General features: G+C 60.2%; 15 protein-coding genes. All 15 read right to left on the bottom strand.

Features of this window, described 5'->3' with window-relative positions; all coding sequences use genetic code 11:
- Window position 1 precedes the first annotated feature (1 nt).
- On the bottom strand, window positions 2-1,555 hold the full coding sequence (gene rny / locus FYJ40_RS04795; protein ID WP_154516337.1) for a ribonuclease Y: 1,554 nt from the start codon (window positions 1,553-1,555) through the stop codon (window positions 2-4).
- 257 nt (window positions 1,556-1,812) lie between these two features.
- Entirely contained in the window at window positions 1,813-2,505 is a 693-nt protein-coding gene (locus FYJ40_RS04790; protein ID WP_154516334.1) for a regulatory protein RecX, read from the bottom strand.
- 11 nt (window positions 2,506-2,516) lie between these two features.
- Entirely contained in the window at window positions 2,517-3,665 is a 1,149-nt protein-coding gene (recA, locus tag FYJ40_RS04785; protein WP_154516331.1) for a recombinase RecA, read from the bottom strand.
- A 257-nt stretch (window positions 3,666-3,922) separates the two neighbouring features.
- Window positions 3,923-4,438 (bottom strand): CinA family protein, encoded by a 516-nt coding sequence (locus FYJ40_RS04780; RefSeq protein WP_229770668.1) that lies wholly within the window; start codon window positions 4,436-4,438, stop codon window positions 3,923-3,925.
- 27 nt (window positions 4,439-4,465) lie between these two features.
- Window positions 4,466-5,014 (bottom strand): CDP-diacylglycerol--glycerol-3-phosphate 3-phosphatidyltransferase, encoded by a 549-nt coding sequence (gene pgsA / locus FYJ40_RS04775; protein ID WP_229770672.1) that lies wholly within the window; start codon window positions 5,012-5,014, stop codon window positions 4,466-4,468.
- A gap of 99 nt (window positions 5,015-5,113) precedes the next feature.
- Window positions 5,114-6,463, bottom strand: coding sequence for a 30S ribosomal protein S12 methylthiotransferase RimO (rimO, locus tag FYJ40_RS04770; protein WP_154516325.1), 1,350 nt, complete (start codon window positions 6,461-6,463; stop codon window positions 5,114-5,116).
- Window positions 6,464-6,489: 26 nt separating this feature from the next.
- A complete protein-coding gene (locus tag FYJ40_RS04765) occupies window positions 6,490-6,987 on the bottom strand; it encodes a YajQ family cyclic di-GMP-binding protein (RefSeq protein ID WP_154516322.1) in 498 nt (165 codons plus the stop codon).
- Between the two features lie 26 nt (window positions 6,988-7,013).
- Window positions 7,014-8,504, bottom strand: a complete 1,491-nt coding sequence (locus FYJ40_RS04760) for a RodZ domain-containing protein (protein ID WP_154516319.1) — start codon at window positions 8,502-8,504, stop codon at window positions 7,014-7,016.
- Window positions 8,504-11,284 carry a DNA translocase FtsK gene (locus FYJ40_RS04755; RefSeq protein WP_229770667.1) on the bottom strand — a complete coding sequence of 927 codons (2,781 nt, stop codon included), beginning with the start codon at window positions 11,282-11,284 and terminating at the stop codon, window positions 8,504-8,506. Before FYJ40_RS04755 ends, FYJ40_RS04760 begins: the two co-directional genes overlap by 1 nt.
- A 1-nt stretch (window position 11,285) precedes the next feature.
- Entirely contained in the window at window positions 11,286-12,956 is a 1,671-nt protein-coding gene (locus FYJ40_RS04750) for a ribonuclease J (protein ID WP_117654800.1), read from the bottom strand.
- A gap of 639 nt (window positions 12,957-13,595) precedes the next feature.
- Window positions 13,596-15,842 carry a polyribonucleotide nucleotidyltransferase gene (locus FYJ40_RS04745; RefSeq protein WP_154516316.1) on the bottom strand — a complete coding sequence of 749 codons (2,247 nt, stop codon included), beginning with the start codon at window positions 15,840-15,842 and terminating at the stop codon, window positions 13,596-13,598.
- Window positions 15,843-15,992: 150 nt separating this feature from the next.
- Window positions 15,993-16,271: a 30S ribosomal protein S15 gene (gene rpsO, locus FYJ40_RS04740; protein ID WP_154516313.1), complete on the bottom strand. Its 279-nt coding sequence runs from the start codon at window positions 16,269-16,271 to the stop codon at window positions 15,993-15,995.
- Between the two features lie 138 nt (window positions 16,272-16,409).
- Window positions 16,410-17,159: a DNA repair protein RecO gene (gene recO / locus FYJ40_RS04735; RefSeq protein ID WP_154516310.1), complete on the bottom strand. Its 750-nt coding sequence runs from the start codon at window positions 17,157-17,159 to the stop codon at window positions 16,410-16,412.
- A 15-nt stretch (window positions 17,160-17,174) separates the two neighbouring features.
- Complete coding sequence (era, locus tag FYJ40_RS04730; protein WP_195838553.1) at window positions 17,175-18,248, bottom strand: GTPase Era; 1,074 nt, start codon at window positions 18,246-18,248, stop codon at window positions 17,175-17,177.
- Window positions 18,249-18,260: 12 nt separating this feature from the next.
- The gene (locus FYJ40_RS04725; protein ID WP_154516307.1) at window positions 18,261-18,638 is read right to left on the bottom strand and encodes a diacylglycerol kinase family protein; all 378 of its coding nucleotides are present in this window, start codon (window positions 18,636-18,638) and stop codon (window positions 18,261-18,263) included.
- Window positions 18,639-18,647: the final 9 nt, after the last annotated feature.

Here is an 18,647-nt window from a genome sequence, read left to right as displayed (position 1 = left end):
GTTATTTAGCGATATCGACGGCACGGCTCTCGCGAATCACGACAACGCGCACCTGACCGGGATACTCCATCTCTTCCTCGATCTGATGGGCGATATCGTGCGCAAGCACCGTGGACTGGGCATCGGAAATCTTGTCCGGCTGAACCATGACATGGACCTCGCGACCGGCCTGCATAGCATAGGTACGCTCGACGCCGTCATGAGAGTTGGCAATCTCCTCGAGCTTCTCAAGGCGCTTGATGTAGCTCTCGGCCGACTCGCGACGGGCGCCGGGACGAGAAGCGGAAACAGCATCGGCAGCCTGGACCAGAACGTCGAGCACCGTGTTGGGGTCGACATCGGCATGATGGGCCTCGATTGCGTGGACGATAACGGGCTTCTCGCCATAACGGCGGGCAAGCTCGGCGCCAATCACAGCATGCGGACCCTCAACGTCGTGGTCGATGGCCTTGCCCAGGTCATGCAGAAGACCCGCGCGCTTGGCGGTCACAACATCCAGACCAAGCTCGGAGGCCATGATGCCACACAGGTCGGAGACCTCAAGCGAGTGCTGTAGCACGTTCTGACCAAACGAGGTGCGGTAGCGCAGAGCGCCCAGGGTTTTGACGATCTCGGGATGCAGGTCGTGGATACCGGTATCGAAGGCGGCCTGCTCGCCGGCTTCGAGCACACGCTGCTGAACCAAGTCAGCGGCCTTGTGGTACATCTCCTCGATGCGGGCGGGGTGAATACGACCGTCGGCAATGAGGTTCTCGAGCGCCACGCGGGCCGTCTCACGACGGACCGGATCAAAGCTCGAAAGCACGACAGTCTCGGGGGTGTCGTCGATCACAAGGTTGACGCCGGAAACCTGCTCGAAAGTACGGATGTTACGACCCTCGCGACCGATGATGCGGCCCTTAAGGTCATCGGAGGGAATATGAACGGACGTGACGGTGACCTCGGCGGTATGGTCGGCGGCACAGCGCTGGATCGCCAGGGAGAGAATCTCCTGAGCGGTCTTGTGGCACTCGGCGCGGACCTGTTGCTCGGACTCACGGATGATGGTGGCCGCCTCATGGGTAACCTCGCCGCGGACCTTGTCGAGCAGCTCCTTGTGAGCATCCTCGCGCGTAAGGTCGGCAATACGCTCGAGCTCGGAGGTCTGCTTGGCGCAAAGCTCCTCAAGTTCGCGAGAGCGCTTCTCGACCTGACCGGCCTGGCTGGACAGCTGATGCTCGCGCTTGTCGAGCGCATCGTTGCGTCGGTCGAGCGATTCCTCGCGCTGCATCACGCGATTTTCGAGCGCGCGAATCTCGCTCTTACGCTGCTTGTCCTCGGCCTCGGCGGCCTGTTTGTTCTTGATGATCTCTTCCTTAGCCTCGAGCAGAGCCTCTTTTTTGAGGGTCTCGGCCTGACGTTTAGCATCACCGATCAGGGACTCTGCCTGCGCGTGTGCCGACTGAATCTTTTCTTCGGCCTCGTGAAGACTACCCTGCTTGGCGGTGCGCATGTAGGCAATGGCGACGATGGCACCCAAAACAATGCCAACGAGCGCTGCAATGATAGGCGGCATGCTCACTCCTTTTTATGGATTCGTTACACAACAAAGCGAACCGTCCATACGAACGGCTCGCGACATTTGAGTAATATGGGCGCAGCTTATGCGGGTCGGATACAGATAAACATATAAACAAACTCATCGCAGATGAGCACATATCACAATGCAAATGACAGTAATTATCCTACGTTGAACCGCAACAACTGTCAAATTAACGCACCCAGCACGGCGCCTATCGAGCGGTGAACGGCAGGAGCGTAACGTGCGCATGCTTAAACGTCGCATTTCTCGCTTAAGGCATCGAGGCGCGCCTTAACGGCATCGGCGGCAATGTGATAGGAAAAGCCCTTGCCCATCAAAAATCTGACGAGCTTTTCGAATGCACGTGCCTCGGGAACGCGACGCTTAGCGAGCAAAGCCGATGCGCGAGCCAAGTCGTCATCCTCGGCAAAATAAGCCTCGGGATACCCTGGAATCTCATCAAGTGCAACATGGCGACGCTTGAGTTCAGTCTCGATTTTGCGCTGTCCCCAACCACGACGCTTACGCTCCTCGATAAAGTACGAGCAAAAGCGGTTCTCATCTAAAAAACGATACTCGATGGCACGATTGACGGCAAAGTCGATCGCGGGCTGACGAAAGCCATAGCGCGCCAACTTATCGCGCACCTCGCCTGTAGCATGATCGCGACGTGAAAGCATCTCGGTCACCATGGTGAGCGCACATTTGCATTCGATAAGCTGCACCGCCTCGCGAAAGTCATCCCAGTCGCAGGGAAGATCGAGACGGTTCTGAACGTACACACGTGCCACACGCACGGGAATCCAAATGGACCGTTCAAAACCGCCCTCCAGATCGCAATCGATATGTGCACAGGGCTTTTTAGACGCATAACCGCTCGAGAACGAGGAGGCCGTCTTCTTATCCGGAAAAACGACCCTAGCCTCGGTCACCGTATACGACATGTCGGCATCCGTTACTCGTCGTCATCGTCGAGCATCGCGGAGCCATCGATGGCATACAGCTCGTCAAACTCCTCGGGGGCGGGCTGATCGGTCAACTCAACCTCGGAGGGGGCATCATCGTCATACTCAAGACCGCAGGCAAGGCGAACCTTGTGCTCGATCTCGTCGGCGCAATCGGGATGCTCGCGCAGGAACGTCTTAGCGGCCTCGCGACCGTTGCCGAGTTTGTCCTCACCATAGGCAAACCAAGACCCCATCTTTTTGCATATGCCGCACTCGACAGCCATATCCAGAATCGAGCCCTCTTTAGAAATGCCGGTGCCATACATGATGTCAAATTCGGCCGAGCGGAACGGAGCAGCCACCTTGTTCTTAACGACCTTGGCACGTACGCGATTGCCGATAACCTCGTCCTTGAGCTTGATGGTATCGATTTTGCGAATATCGATACGCACGGAAGAGAAGAACTTGAGTGCGCGGCCACCTGTGGTGGTCTCGGGGTTGCCGAACATGACGCCGATCTTCTCGCGCAATTGGTTAATGAAGATGCAGGTTGTGTTGGACTTGGCAAGCGAGCCGGCGAGCTTGCGGAGCGCCTGACTCATCAAGCGAGCCTGCAGACCCACCGTCGTGTCACCGATCTCGCCCTCGATTTCGGCACGCGGAGTCAAAGCGGCAACAGAGTCGACGACGATGGCGTCGATGGCACCGGAACGCACAAGCATGTCAACGATCTCGAGCGCCTGTTCGCCCGTATCGGGCTGGGAAATCAGCACCTCGTCGATATCGACGCCGATGCGCGCGGCGTAGGTGGGATCAAGCGCATGCTCAGCGTCGATAAAAGCCACGACACCGCCCATGGCCTGCGCCTCTGCAAGAATCTCGAGCGAAAGCGTTGTCTTACCGGAGGACTCGGGGCCATAAATCTCAACGATACGGCCGCGCGGCACGCCGCCGATACCCAAGGCGGCATCGAGCGCCAGAGAGCCCGTCGGAATAGCCTCGACCTCGAGCTCGGGACCGCCGTCGCCATACCTCATAATAGAACCCTGGCCGAACTTCTTCTCGATCTCGGCCTTGGTAGTGGCGATCATCTCGTCGCGCTCTTTACCCGTCGTGCGCGTATGAACGGTACGTACGGGACCTGAATTCTTGGCCATGAATAGCCCTCCTCTTAACAACCTGAATCGATGATAAACGAACGGCTGTTCGTGGTCAACCGTTCAGGTTCATCATATGCACCCGTCCATTCCAAAACCCGACCAAACGCCGACCAATCACCGACCAAACGCTTGACCATGCCAATCGCAAATACGAGTGCTTGTACAAATTAAAGACATGTGCCTGCGCAAGCGCATTCCTTGCCAAAGGTCCCTATCTCCACAATTAAGGGGCCCTAAGGCCCCTTAAAACACGTCTATTCCATGGAATTGAGCACGCGGACAATGCGTTCCAAAGCCTCAGCGACCGCATAGGCACGGACGCACGACCGATCACCCTCGTAGTGACAGCGCGCAGACTCAACGACCGTCGCTTTCCCATCGGCCGCGCGATACGCCCAGCCGATATAGAACGTGCCGGCGGGGTCTTGCTCGGTACCGCCGCCGGGCCCAGCGTAGCCCGTTGCGCTCACGGCGACATCGCTCTGATAGAGGTCCAACGAGCCCGCGGCCATCTCACGCGCCGTCTGATGCGACACGGCGCTAAACCGATCGAGCGTTTCCTGCTCGACGCCGAGCACGCGATGTTTGATCTCATCGCAGTAGGTCACCGCACCGCCACGAAGCACCGCCGAGGCACCCGGGATATCGGCAATCGTCGAGGCGATCATGCCCGCCGTCAGCGACTCCGCCGTCGACACCGTCACGCCACGGGCACTCGCGCGCTCGACAATATCGCGCGCCAGCTCCTCGTTGTTTGCGGCGATGTGCAAATAAGACTCCGTCATACCCACCAGGACCTAGACCGAAAAGACGATCTTACGGCAGTTCCAGAAGTACTGGGCACCCGAGATAATGGTCAAAATGACAGCGATGACGTACAGGAAGCGCGACACCGAATAGACACCGAGCAGCAGCGACGCCGGCCCCAGCTGAAGACCGGCCATCGCAAAGACGCACAGATAGCCACAGATGGAGACCATCGTGGTCGCCGTCTTGTACTTGCCGAGCTTATCGGCGGCAACGACCACACCGGCAGCACTCGCGACCATGCGAAGTGCGCTCACCAACAGCTCGCGGAACAGGATAATGAACACGGACCACACGGTCACCGCGCCAAAATCCAAGAACAGCAGCAAGGCCGAGAACACCAGCAACTTGTCGGCGATGGGGTCCAAGAACTTGCCGAAATCGGTGATCTCGTTGCGTGAGCGCGCCAGATAGCCGTCGACCTTATCGGTGCACGACAGGATCACATACAGAATGAAGGCAGCGGCGGCGAGCGGGCCGTCAAAGGTGCTCCAGTCCGTACCGGCAACGCTCGCGTGAGACAGAGCCGAGACGATCATGAACACCGGAATAAAGACGATGCGAACGCACGTCACGATGTTGGCGGGCGTCCAAACGCTCGTCAGTTCCTTATTGCTCTCGTTTGCCACGACGCTCTCCTACTCCACAACATGGCCGATAAGCTCATAGCAGAAGCTATCGGTAAACTCGACGGTCAAAATATCGCCCACGGACGCCTCGCTGGCGTCCAGATGCACCGCGCCATCGGAATCGGGCGCCTGGAACCAGGCATGACCGATCAGCTCGGCGCCGTCCTCGGTCTCCTCGATACCGTCGACGATTACCTGGGCGCGCTCGCCCACATGGGCTGCCGTGGCGGCAAAACCCAGCGACTCGGCCAGATCCATGGCCTCCTGGGCGCGCTCGAGCTTGACCTCCTCATCGACCTGGCCCTCCATATTGGCGGCCAGGCTGCCCTCCTCACGCGAGTAGGCAAAGACGCTCGTATAGTCAAAGCCGACGGTGTCCATAAAGTCGATAAGATCACGGAACTCGTCGTCGGTCTCGGTCGGAAAGCCGACCATGGCAGTGGAGCGAATCACGATGCCGGGGATACGATCACGAAGATCGCGGAACAGTTCCTCGAGCTCCTGACGCGAACCGGAGCGACGCATGGCCTTGAGGATGCGCGCGTCGCAGTGCTGCACGGGGATATCGATATAGGGCAACACCTCGGGCGTATCGCGAATCGTCTCGATAAGCTCGTCGGTCATACCCTCGGGCTGCAGATAGAGCACGCGAACCCAGACGTTGTGCGGGCGCACAGCCTCGGCGACGGCGCGCAGCAGCTGCGCCAGATTGCGCGGTGAGGCCTCAGCGGCGTCCTCATCGGCAAAGTCGGTGCCCCAAATGCCCGTGTCCTGGCCGATCAGCACGATCTCGCGCACACCTCCGGCAACCAGGTCGCGCACCTCGGAGATAATGCTTTCGGCATTGCGCGAATGATAGCGACCGCGAATGTAGGGAATCATGCAGAAGCTGCAAAAACGATTGCAGCCATCGGAGATCTTGACGTAGGCGACAGCGCCCTCGACGGTACGCTTGACCTGCGGGATATAGGCAGCGATTTCACGCTCCACACCAAGAACGCCATCGATGACAGAGACGATACCGTCTTCCTCATCGGCCTTCACAAATGCCGCGACCTCGGGCAGCTCGTCGGGCAGGTCGTCGCCGTAACGAGACGGCACGCAACCGCACATGACAATGGGGCAGGAGCGAACGCCGTCCTGCACCTCGTTAGCGAGCTCGAGCGTGGTCTCGATGCTCTCAGACGTCGCCGAGGTAAGAAACGAGCACGTATTGACAATGGCGATATCGGCATCCTGAGGATCGAATGCCTCCTCGTAGCCCGCAGCGGTCAGCAGCGAACGCATGCGGTCGGTATCGACCTCGTTCTTGGCGCAGCCAAGCGTGATATAGAGTACGGAACCCAACGGAGTATCCATGTTGGAGAGCGGTCCTTTCGAGTAAATTAGCGGTAGTTGGTAAACTGCAGCGGCTGGCCGTAGTCCTGGTCGCGCAGAAACTGAATCACCGTCTGTAAAGCGTCCTTAGAAGCCGAGGAAACGCGCAGCTTATCGGCCTCGATGGTCACCTTGACCTTAAGCTTTTGATCCTTGATGTCTTTATTGATCTTCTTTGCGGTCGCCTGGTCGATGCCCTCGACGATATGACCGAGCACGCGCACGGTACCGCCCGAAGCCGCCTGCGGGGTGTCCCAAGAGACAGCCTTGAGGTCGATACCGCGCTTGATGAGCTTGGAGCTCAAAACATCGATGATCTGCTTGGAGACAAAATCGGCCGGAGCGTTAATCGTAAAGAGCTTGTCGCCCTTCGAAAGCTCGATGGTGGCGCCGGAGTCTTTAAGGTCATAGCGCTGGGAAATCTCGCGGGCGGTCTGCTGGAAGGCGTTATCGACCTCCTGCATGTTAACCTCGGACACAACGTCGAAGCTGGAATCTTTAGCCATGGTTTTTCCTTTCGGTACGGGCAGCCTTAGTAGCTGTCGTACGAATAGTCATCTGAATCGTTCACTGTCTGGCCGTCGGATGCCGTGTCGGTGGCGACGGTAGACTGGGCATCGGTGCCGTCGGCATTATCGGTACCGCCGGCATTATCGCCGTTCGCGGAGTCAGCGGTCTCCTTCTTGGGAACGGTAATGGTCACGCGCGCCACACCCGATGTCTTGGTGTCATAGCGAACCTTTTCACCATTCTTGGTGACCGTGACATCGGAGGGCTTGGACGTGGTGATCTCAATCGAGGACTCGGGCGTGTACTCCTGCTCAAAAGGACCGGTCGCTTGAGCGCCATAGACCGATTTACCGTCGACCTTGACCTCGATCCAGGCGGTCTTGCCCTTGGCAACAGAGACCTTGACCTTGGTGACCTCGTCCTCTTCCGTTTTGACCGTCGCCTTGGCAGCATCGGAACCGGCCGCATCCGTCGCCTCGTCGGCGTCTTCATCCTCGTCAGTGGATTCGGTCTTCTTGGAAGATTTCTTAGTCGTCGTCTTGGTAGCCACGGGTGTCTCGCGCGTCGACTCGGGTGCAGCAGAGCCGCAACCACGCAGGAGTACCACGATGAGCAAAATCAACAGTAGCACCACGGCACCGATGCCGACATAAATAATGCGCGGATCGATCGTGTTGTATTGAGAGGCGCGCCCAACGCCGCGTCCGCGATTGGAGCTACCACGACCATTACCCTGCGGTATGCGGCCGCGACCGCTATCGGGACGACCACGATAGCTACTCTGGCGCTGCGAACCCCGCCGGCCCGGACGCGGCGCAAGCTCGCCACGGCCCTGATAGCCGCGCTGGCCAGAGCGAGGCACCGAAGAGCGCTGCCCATAGGGCTGGGATTGCGAACGGAGGCGCGGCGTCACCTGCGTGGTATCGGCGTCGGAATAGCCATCGCGGGAACGCCCGGCGGGTACTCCGCGATAGCTACGACCGGAGTATCCACCGTCGCCGTAACCGGCGCGAGGATCGCGACTCAACCCGCGAGCGGCGGGAAGCGCACGGTCATCTGGCAGGGGCGTACTGCGAAAACGATCTCGCTGAGAACGAATTTCCTCGCTGGAGCCCGTCTCGGTGATATAGCCCGCTTGCGGAGGGCGCTGGCCGTACCGTGTCGTACGACCACCCTGAACCATCAAAAAACGACCGTTATCGACCGAAGAACGCGAGTTAACGTAGCCGGCAGCATCCTGAAAACGACCGCCCTGCTGCGAGGTATCGCGTTCATATGCCATGAGGTCGTCAAAATAAGCGTTGACGACCTCGCGCGGGTTAAGCCCCAAAAAGCGAGCGTAGCTCGAAATCATGCCCTGCGCATAGCCACGCGGGGGCATCGATGCAAAGTTACCAGTCTCGAAAAACTCGATGATCTGCGGCCTGATTTTGATGGTGTTGGCGACCTGCTGGATGGAAAGGCCCATCCGGCGACGCTGCTCGAGCAGCATGTCACCAAAGCGTGCAGCCATCAGAATCCTCCAAACTCACGATCTTCACGTACCATCTCGGCGTCGACAGACTCCAGCGCGGCAAGCCCTTCGTCATCCAGCAGGACCTCGCGCGGCTTGGAACCGTCGGGCGGGCCGACGACGCCCTTTTCTTCCAGCATGTCCATAATACGCCCGGCGCGCGCATAGCCAACCTTGAGGCGGCGTTGCAGGCCAGATGTGGAGCCCAGCTGCGATTCCACCACAATATGAGCGGCCTCCCAGATAAGCGGGTCGTCATCCTGCGGCTCGGCAACGCCCGTGCGAACAATGCCGCCACCAGCCATGGACATGGAAGCAGGCGCCACGGCAGACAGAATCTCCTCGTGATAGTCGGGCTCGCTTTGCGACTTAACGAACTCGACGATCTCGTTGATCTCATCATCCGAGACAAAACAGCCCTGGATACGGCGGGGCTTGCCCCAGTCGACCTTGGAGAACAGCATGTCGCCCAAACCGGTGAGCTTTTCGGCGCCCATCTGGTCGATAATGACGCGGGAATCGATGCCCGTGGCCACATTAAAGGCGATACGATTGGTGATGTTGGCCTTAATGAGGCCCGTCACCACGTTGGAGCTGGGGCGCTGCGTAGCCACGATAAGGTGAATACCGGCGGCACGGCCCAGCTGGGCGATACGAACGATCGAGGCCTCGACATCCTTGCCGGCAACCATCATCAGGTCCGATAGCTCGTCGATGATAATGACCAGATAGGGCATCTTTTGCGGCGGGTTATCGTAGTGTTCGAACTCGCCGGCGGCCTGCTTTTCGTTATACGTCGAGATCTTGCGAACGTTGAGGCGCTCGAAGACCTTCAGGCGACGCTCCATCTCGGAAACAGCCCATTGCAAGGCACTCGCAGCCTGCTTGGGTTCGGTCACCACGGGCACATAGAGATGGGGCAGGCCGTTATAGCCGGCAAGCTCAACGCGCTTGGGGTCGACCATGATCAAGCGAACGTCCTCGGGAAGCGCGCGCATGAGCAGGGTCGTGATGATGGAGTTGATCATGACCGACTTACCGGAACCGGTGGTACCGGCAATAAGCAGGTGGGGCATCTTGGCAAGGTCGGCGACGACGGGCGTACCCTCGGCATCGCGACCGATGGCCAGCTCGAGCGGACCGCCCTTCACATAGGGAAGCACGTCGCCCAGGTTAACGTTCTGGCGCTTGCGATTGGGAATCTCGATACCCACAAGCGAGGTGCCGGGAATCGGCGCAAAAATACGCACCGACTGGGCGGCAAGCGAAAGCGCGATATCGTCCTCGAGGCTCGAAATCTTGCTCACGCGCTCGCCCTCGCCGGGCTGCAGCTTAAAGGTCGTCACCGTGGGACCGGCAATCCAGCCGACGACGCGAGCGCTACGGCCAAACTCCAACAACGTGGACTGCAGCGACTCGGCAGTCTGCTCCAACTCCTTGTCAGAAGACGCGGCGGACGCCGACTGCGGATTGGCGTGCAGGATTTCGAGCGGCGGGAGTTTGAGGCCATCCTCTTGCTCGCCCTCGACATCGGCAGCAGTGCCGTCAGCTCCCCCATCGCCGGCTGCAACAGGAGCAGCGGAAGCCGTAGGGGTGGAGGCATCGGCAACCTTGGGGTGCTTCAGGAAATCGGGGATCTGCGGGGCAGCAGACACGGGGTTCACGGCAAACGGCGGCTCGGACTCGTCGACCTTGTCCGGGTCGTCTTCCATCGAAAGCTGTCCGGTGACCTGTCCGCGCCTGTCTTGGCGACGCGGCAGCAAAGTTGTCTTGGCGGTCTCGAGCGGACACTCGTCATCCTCGTCATCGCCCTCGGTGAGTTCGATTTCGCTATCGGACCAAGACGGGTCGGGCTCACTCGTGTTGAGCTTGGGCGCGGACTTGCCATGCTTGGCATGGCGACGCGGCAGCAGCGTAGTCTTGGCGCGCTCGGCCTCCACAGCCTCGGACACGTCGACAAACGGATTATCGTCCTCGTCGTCATCGTCAAGAACAGGGTCCGCATCATTGCCCATCACCGTGGTCACGGCCATATCGGAGCCCTTCTGACGAAGAATGCTCAGGTGCGGACGGGCGACGCCGGGAACCGACAGGGCCTCTTCGTCGCCCCACGGGCTCGCATTGACATCGGCACGACGACGCTCGGCAAAATCGGCAGCGCGATCGCGCGCAGAACGCAAAACGCCACCCACCGAAAAGCCGATGATGACAAAGCCAACGACGGCCAAACCCACCAGGACCACCATCGCGATAGGTTTACCCAGGGCATTCTGCAGCGCACTCGCAATAAACGCACCGATGTAGCCACCCGAGGCGGACAGGTTTTGCGGCACAAACATAAGGTCGCACGAATCGCTCGTGCCCGGCACCATCAACGAAAGAATGGAGACGACGGCGATAAAGACGACGGCGCCACCCGCGACCGAGCGAATGTTGAGCGGCGAGTCCTCACCCAAAAAGAGCGTGGCGGCAAACAGCAAAATGACGATCGGCAGCACGTAGGCGCCCAGGCCAAAGCCAAGATGGTAGAAACCGGCAACCACTGCCGTCACGGGTGCCGTTGCCGGAGAAATCACGGCAATGAAAGACGCAATCGCCAAAACGGCAATGACCACGCCGGCGATATCGCGGTTGGCCGAAGGCTCGACCAGGGGCTCAACATCGTCGAACTCGGCCTCGTGGCCCTTATTGGCACGAAGATGGGAACCGGCACCCTTAGCAGATGCCGGTTGGTTGTTGGCTTTACTGCCTTTGGCGTTTTGTGCAGATCCGCGCGCCAAACTAAACCTCCATGACGACCGGGATGATCATCGGACGGGTGCGCGTACGGCTCCAAATGAAGTTGGAGAGCGAATCGCGCACGGCCTTGCGAATGGCATCGGAGCCGCTGCTCGTAAAGCTAAACTTGCCCTTCTCGATCGTCTTCATGATGGATGCGGAGGCATCCTCGGAGAACTGATCGTCGATGGCAAAGGAGACGCCACGGCCCGAGAACTCAATAGCCTCGATCTTCTTATGCTTGAGCGAAACGATAGCGACAGCCGTGACCATACCGTCATTGGCGAGCTTCTGACGATCGCGCAGGACGATGGGGTCGGTATCACCGATGCGCAGGCCGTCGACGTAGACGACGCCGGATTCGACGGGCGTGCCGCGCTTGACAATACCACCGCGCATCTCGAGCGTGTCGCCGTTATCGAGGATAAAGATGTGATCATCCTTAATGCCCATCTTACGGGCAAGCTGGGCATGGGCACGCAGGTGCACGGCCTCACCGTGAACCGGCATAAAGTAGGTGGGCTTGGCCATGGCCATCAGAAGCTTGAGCTCCTCCTGGCTGCCGTGACCCGAGACATGGACGAGGGCGCGATTCTTGTCCCACACGTCGCAGCCAAGCTTGGCCAGGCTGTTGACGACCTGCTGGACGGCCTTCTCGTTGCCGGGAACAGGGGTCGCCGAGAGGATGACGGTATCGCCCTCGTGGATGGAGAGCGTCTTGTGCTCGCCGTTGGCCATGCGGGACAGCGCCGACAGCGGCTCGCCCTGAGAGCCGGTGCACATGACGACAATCTTGTCGTCAGGCAGGTTATCGATATCGAAGGCATCGATGATATCGGCATCGTCGATGTTGAGGTAGCCCAGCTCGCGCGCCACGCGGGTGTTGGTGAGCATGGAACGTCCGGTCACGACGACCTTGCGGCCGCACTTGCGGGCGGCGTCGCAGATCTGCTGCAGGCGATGGATATGGCTCGAGAACGACGCGACGAACACGCGGCCCGGGGCATTCTTGATGGCGTGCAGCAGGTTGGGACCGACCTCGGCCTCGGATTTGGTAAAGCCCGGAACCGTGGCGTTGGTGGAGTCGGAAAGCAACAGGTCGATGCCCTGCTTGGCAAAGCGACTGATGGCGGCATAATCGGGCGTGACGCCATCGATGGGCGTCTGGTCGAGCTTAAAGTCGCCCGTGTGCATAACGGTGCCCTGGTTGGTGCGAATGAATACGCCCAAAGCGCCCGGAATTGAGTGCGTCATAGAGAAGAAGTCGAGCGAAATGCCACCAAGATTGACATGGCTGCCGCCCTTGACCTCGCGGAACTTGGGCGCGCGGATGCGGAACTCGGAAAGCTTGCCCTCGATGAAACCAAGCGTCAGCTTGCTCGAGAAGATGGGCACCTTGTTGTTGAGGTCCTGCAGCAGGTACGGAAGCGAACCGGTATGGTCCTCGTGGCCGTGGGTGACGATGATGCCGCGGAGCTTCTCCTCGTTCTCCAGAACATAGGTGTAGTCGGGAAGCACCAAATCGATACCGGGCTGGGAGTCGTCGGGGAACATAAGGCCGGCGTCGACGAGCACCATGTCGTCGCCGCACTCGAAGACCGTCATATTCTTACCGATGCCGTCAAGGCCTCCGAGCGGAATGATCTTCAAGGGAGATGATTTTTTAGCTGCCATAGGTTCGTGCGGTTTCCTTTCTTCGAAACGGGTCTGAAACAACCGACGGGGCGCTTCTGGCAAACCGACCGCCGGGAACGTACAAACATGCATCACGGAGTCGATGCAGTAACCGCATCATGATACCCATTTGCCCACCAACAGACCACCCATGCATCAAAGCCCCATCCAAACCGGTCTATCCCGCCGGTTTCCCGTGGGGCGGGCACTGATGAAGTTTCCTGCTCTACAGTCCTGCTCACGACGGAGGCCACATTAAGTGGCCTCCTGTTCGTGCGGAACTCGCGATAAACTTCATCAGTGCCCGCCCCACGGGAAACCTGCCAATAAGGGACAGGTTTATTTTGGTAGGTTTTATCATGGGAAATGCTGCTGCGTCTATCTACAGACCTGAAATCTGACTACTGAATAGACTGTCTAACTGAATAGCGAGCGGCACCAACCAGCCCTTTTGCTATTCCCGGCGGGGGCCGCGGGTAAAGTTTATCGCGAGTTCCGCACGAGCCGGAGAGCACTTAATGTGCTCTCCGTGCGAGCAGGACTGTAGAGCAGGAAACTTTACCCGCGGACCCCGCCGGGAATAGCAAAAGGGCGACCCCTGTCCGGAGTCGCCCTTGTTGAGCTGCTTATGTACGGCTGTTACTCGGCGTCGTGGTGACGGCGGGGCTTGCGGCCTCCGTTGTCGCCGGGACGGCGCGGACGGTCGCTGCGCTCGGAGCGCTCGCGACGCGGACGCTCACGGCGCTGGAAGTGCTCGCCGTCGCCCTCGGGGGCACCCTCGGCACGAGCCGGGGCCTCGGGCTTATCCAGACGATCGAGCGAGATCTTGCCGCGATCATCGACCTCGATGACGACGACCTTAACCTCGTCGCCCACGTTGAGGACGTCCTCGACCTTCTCCACGCGGCCCTTGGCGACGCGGGAGATGTGCAGCAGGCCGTCCTTACCGGGCAGCAGGTTGACAAAGGCGCCGAAGGGCTGGATGGAGACCACGCGACCGGTGTACTCCTCGCCCGGCTCGGGAACCTTGATGATGAGCTTGATGCGCTCGACGGCCTGGTCGACGGACTCGCCGGTGCCGCCGACAAAGACAGTGCCGTCCTCCTGAATGTCGACCAAAGCACCGGTCTCGTCTTGGATGCCGCGGATGACCTTACCGCCGGAACCGATGACGTCGCGGATCTTGTCGGTCGGAACCTGGATGGAGACGATGCGCGGAGCGGTGCTGCGCGTGGTGTGGCGCGGCTCGGGGATCACATCGAGCATCTTCTGCAGGATGAAGGCGCGACCCTCCTTGGCCTGCTGCAGGGCGCGGGCCAGGATGTCAAAGGTAAGGCCGGTGGCCTTGTTGTCCATCTGCAGAGCGGTAATGCCCTCGGTGGTGCCGGTGACCTTAAAGTCCATATCGCCCAGGAAGTCCTCAAGACCCTGGATGTCAGACAGGACCACGGTCTTGCCCTCCTCCTGGATCAGGCCCATGGCAATACCGGAGACCGGGCGCTTAATGGGCACGCCGCCGTCCATAAGGGCGAGCGTGGAGCCGCAGGTCGAAGCCATCGAAGAGGAGCCGTTGGACTCCATGACCTCGGAGACCACGCGGATGGCGTAGGGGAACTCGTTCTCGTCGGGGAGCACCGGAAGCAGGGCGCGCTCGGCCAGGTTGCCGTGGCCGATCTCGCGGCGCTTGGGGCTACCCATGCGGCCGGTCTCGCCGGTGCAGAACGGCGGGAAGTTGTAGTGGTGCATGTAGCGCTTGCCCTCGGTGGGCTCGATGGTATCCAGACGCTGGCCCTCGTTGAGCATGCCGAGCGACAGGACGGAGAGCACCTGGGTCTGGCCGCGCTGGAACAGGCCGGAGCCATGAACGAGCGGCAGGTAGTTGTCCTTCACCATAATGGGGCGGATCTCATCGGCGGCACGGCCGTCGACGCGCTCACCGGTCTCGACGACCATGGTGCGCATGGCCTTCTTCTCGAGCTTCTTGAGTGCCACGGGGATCTCGCGCTCCCAAGCGGCCTGCTCCTCCTCGGTGAACTCGGCACGGATGGACTCCTTCAGAGCCTCGACCTTGCCGATACGGGAGAGCTTGTCGGCGTCGCGAAGGGCGGCTGCCATCTCGTCGTAGTGGGCGAAGATGCGCTCCTGGACCTCCTCGACGGGCTGGTCGAGCGGGTACTCCTTCTTGACGATAGCGCCGTTGACCTGCTCCCACTCGGCAACGAACTCGTCCTGAGCCCGGCAGAAGGCAGCGAGGGCCTCCTGGCCAAACTTCATGGCGGCGAGCATATCGTCCTCGGAGATCTCATCGGCGCCGGCCTCGACCATCGAGATGAAGTCGGCAGAGCCGCCCAGCTCCAGGTCCAGATCGGAGTTCTCGCGCTCCTCATAGGTGGGGTTGACGATAAACTCGCCGGTCTCCACGTTGCGGCCGATGCGCACGCACGCAAGCGGGCCCTCGAAGGGCACGCCACCGAGTGTCATGGCCAGGGAGGCACCCATGACGTTGATGACGTCGAAGGGGTTGACCTGGTCGGCGACGAGCGAGGTGGCGACGATGTGCACCTCGTTGCGGAAGCCGTCCGGGAAGCTCGGGCGAATAGGACGGTCGATCATGCGGGCCGTGAGCGTGGCCTTCTCGCTGGGACGGCCCTCGCGCTTGAGGTAGCCACCCGGAATACGGCCGGCAGCGTACATCTTCTCGTTGAAGTCGACGGTCAGCGGAAAGAAGTCGTAGTTCTTGCGCTCCTTGGAGACGACCACGGTGTCGAGCATCGTGGTGTCGCCCTGCTTGACCAGACAGGCGCCGGTGGCCTGCTTGGCAAGCTCGCCCGACTCAAAGGTGTAGGTCTTGCCGTACAGCTCAAAGGTCTTGGATACGAGTGTCATTGTTCTCCTTTACCCCGCAGACCCCTTGCCTGCGGGCTTCTCATGTGACGCGGGCCCCCTGCCCCCGCCACGCTTCAGAGCGTGATTGTTCACGCCCTTACACAAAAAGAGCGCCCCGCTGCGCAGGACGCTCTTAGCATGTACAAATCCTTACTGGATGTTGTCGCGGATGCCCAGAGCCTTGATGAGCTCACGATACTCGACGACGTCGTTCTTCTTGATGTAGGAGAGAAGACGACGACGGCGACCGACGAGCATGAGCAGACCACGACGGGTGTGGAAGTCCTTCTGGTGGGACTTCATGTGCTCGGTCAGCTCCTTGATGCGCTCGGTCAGGATGGCGACCTGAACCTTGGGGTTGCCGGTGTCGACCGGGGTGTTACCGAACTGGGCAGTCAGCTCCGCCTTGCGCTCTTTGGAAACAGTCATTGTTTCACCTTTCGTTTCGCGTCGCCCGCGGGCGACTCTATTCGCCTCGGACTGGGAAGCCGCCGGTGGAGCGAGCATCCAAGGTCGAGGTACCAACAGGTCGGTATGTTACCACAAGCGGACCGCGTATGCCCATCATCACCGACCCAACATGAATTCCATCGCGCGAAGACGCTGATCGGTGTGCGTCGCAGCCCAAACATGCGAAAGCCCCAGCAAAAAGGCGGCAGTATGGGGATCGACCCTCTCGGCCATGAGCGCATCGAAGGTCATGGACATGAGGGCACGCAGCCATGCGACCTCGCCGGTCGACACCAGCTCGGCACCCGGAACGCTCGACGCGCACGACCCGCACATGAGCCCGCCCGCCTGGGGCGAAAAATACGACAGCATGGGGTCTCCGCACAGTACGCAGGCCGAAAAATCGGGTCGATAGCCAACGTGCGACAGCAGCTTAAAGACATATGCCGCCACAAGCAGGTCCATATGTGCCGTGTCGAGCCTGCTTCCCACCAGGGCAAGTGCTCGCTGCGTAATGGCAAAGGTAAACGGGTCCTCGGCGTCCTCGAACGAGCACACGCGCGCGACCTCGGCGATCGCGCTTGCGGCGCAGGTCGTCTCGTAATCGGGCGCGGCGCCGAGCGGCGCCTCCATAAGCTCGGCCTGGGAAACCACGTCGAGCGACCGTCCGTGCGCGAGCAGCATATCGACGGTACAGAACAGCTCGCAGCGCGCCGCCAGGCGCCCGCCGGGTTTGCGCGCGCCCTTTGCCACGGCACGGACCTGCCGACCCCGCTCATCGAGCATCGTCAAGATCAGATCGGTCTCCTTGAGCTTGGTCTTATCGAGGACGAGTACCTTTGTGCGATATGTCCGTGAGCCTGCCATGAGCGCCGCGCGCCCTTAGTCCTCGGCGTTGTAGCCAAAACGGCGAATCTGGGCCTCGTCGTCACGCCAGCCGGCCTTTACCTTCACGTCCAGCTCCAAAAAGACCTGCGTGCCAAAGATGCGCTCAAGATCGCGACGGGCGTCGATGCCGATATGCTTGATCATCTCGCCGCCCTTACCGATGATGATGCCCTTTTGGCCCTCGCGCTCGACGTAAATGGTGGCATGCACGCGCAGCACCTTCTTGGTCTGCTCGAGCGCATCGCAGATTACGCCAACGGAGTGCGGAATCTCATCACGGGTGCGGCGCAAGACCTTCTCGCGCACAAACTCGGCAACGAGCGTCTCGTCGGAAGCGTCGGTACCCATGTCCTCGGGGAACCAACGCGGGCCCTCGGGCAAAAAGTGCGCAACGGTCTCGATGAAGGCATCGACGTTAAAGTTCTTGACCGACGACGTCACGATCTCATCGTCATATTCCATAAGCTCGTGGGCGGCCTTAAGCTGCTCCATGACCTGTGCGGGATCGGCCTCATCGGCCTTGGTGAGCACCAGGACCTTCTTGGAACGGGCGCATCTGACGCGCTCGGCAACCCAGGCGTCTCCCCTGCCGATCGGTTTGGTGGCATCAATCAAAAACGCGACGACATCGACATCGTTCAGCTCGAACAGCGCGCTCTTGTTGAGCTCGGACCCCAGACCGTCCTTGGGTTTGTGAATACCCGGGGTATCGACAAAAACCAGCTGGTAACCGGGGCGATTGACGACGGCGCGCATGCGACGGCGGGTCGTCTGGGCCACCGGCGAGGTGATGGCGACCTTTTTGCCATAGCAGGCGTTGAGCAGCGTGGACTTACCGGCGTTGGGGCGGCCGACCAGGGCCACGAAACCGCTGCGGAAACCGGGCTCAACGTCGCCAAAGCCCGCGAGGCTGTCGTCCTCGTCGCACAGGGCGTCGAGCTCCTCGTCACTCATGCCCTCAAACGGGTCGAACTCCTCGACCTCGCAAGCCTCAGTCGCTTCGGCATCCACAGCATCCAGGGGCTCGTCGTCCAGCGTTTCATCGATAGGCTGCATATTGTCGGACATGAAGATCCCTTTCTAAATAAAGCCGAGCGCGTGGGCAAATACCAACAAGCCCACAATCGCGGCGGTGATGGAAAGAACGTATACGGAGGCGGCGGCGATATCCTTTGCACGCTTTGCCAGCGGATGGAGATCCTGGGTCGCCAAATCGACAATCGCCTCCATGGCGGTGTTGCACAGCTCGCCGTGAATCACCAGGCCGCAGCAAATGATTATCGTAGCCCACTCGGCAATGTCGAGCCCCACGATGCAGCCGGCAATGACAGTGCACACACCCGCCACGAGCATGACCTTAATGTTACGCTCGGTCTTGACGGCGGTAACGAAGCCCTCCATGGCGTAGGAGAACGACTTTAAAAAGGACGGATGGTCCTTGTTCGATCCGGGAATCATAGACGGCTC

It is taken from the genome of Collinsella sp. WCA1-178-WT-3 (M1) (genome assembly GCF_009696325.1).
Taxonomy (GTDB): Bacteria; Actinomycetota; Coriobacteriia; order Coriobacteriales; family Coriobacteriaceae; genus Collinsella.
This window is presented reverse-complemented; position numbering and strand designations above follow the sequence as displayed.

What these genes read in the sequence shown, in the direction of transcription:
- rny (WP_154516337.1), bottom strand. Translation starts at nt 1,555, where the DNA reads ATGCCGCCTATCATTGCAGCGCTCGTTGGCATTGTTTTGGGTGCCATC.
- FYJ40_RS04790 (WP_154516334.1), bottom strand. Translation starts at nt 2,505, where the DNA reads ATGTCGTATACGGTGACCGAGGCTAGGGTCGTTTTTCCGGATAAGAAG.
- recA (WP_154516331.1), bottom strand. Translation starts at nt 3,665, where the DNA reads ATGGCCAAGAATTCAGGTCCCGTACGTACCGTTCATACGCGCACGACG.
- pgsA (WP_229770672.1), bottom strand. Translation starts at nt 5,014, where the DNA reads ATGATCGTCTCGGCTCTGTCTCACGCGAGCGTTGCCGGTACGGACTGG.
- rimO (WP_154516325.1), bottom strand. Translation starts at nt 6,463, where the DNA reads ATGGATACTCCGTTGGGTTCCGTACTCTATATCACGCTTGGCTGCGCC.
- FYJ40_RS04765 (WP_154516322.1), bottom strand. Translation starts at nt 6,987, where the DNA reads ATGGCTAAAGATTCCAGCTTCGACGTTGTGTCCGAGGTTAACATGCAG.
- FYJ40_RS04760 (WP_154516319.1), bottom strand. Translation starts at nt 8,504, where the DNA reads ATGGCTGCACGCTTTGGTGACATGCTGCTCGAGCAGCGTCGCCGGATG.
- FYJ40_RS04750 (WP_117654800.1), bottom strand. Translation starts at nt 12,956, where the DNA reads ATGGCAGCTAAAAAATCATCTCCCTTGAAGATCATTCCGCTCGGAGGC.
- FYJ40_RS04745 (WP_154516316.1), bottom strand. Translation starts at nt 15,842, where the DNA reads ATGACACTCGTATCCAAGACCTTTGAGCTGTACGGCAAGACCTACACC.
- rpsO (WP_154516313.1), bottom strand. Translation starts at nt 16,271, where the DNA reads ATGACTGTTTCCAAAGAGCGCAAGGCGGAGCTGACTGCCCAGTTCGGT.
- recO (WP_154516310.1), bottom strand. Translation starts at nt 17,159, where the DNA reads ATGGCAGGCTCACGGACATATCGCACAAAGGTACTCGTCCTCGATAAG.
- era (WP_195838553.1), bottom strand. Translation starts at nt 18,248, where the DNA reads ATGTCCGACAATATGCAGCCTATCGATGAAACGCTGGACGACGAGCCC.
- FYJ40_RS04725 (WP_154516307.1), bottom strand. Translation starts at nt 18,638, where the DNA reads ATGATTCCCGGATCGAACAAGGACCATCCGTCCTTTTTAAAGTCGTTC.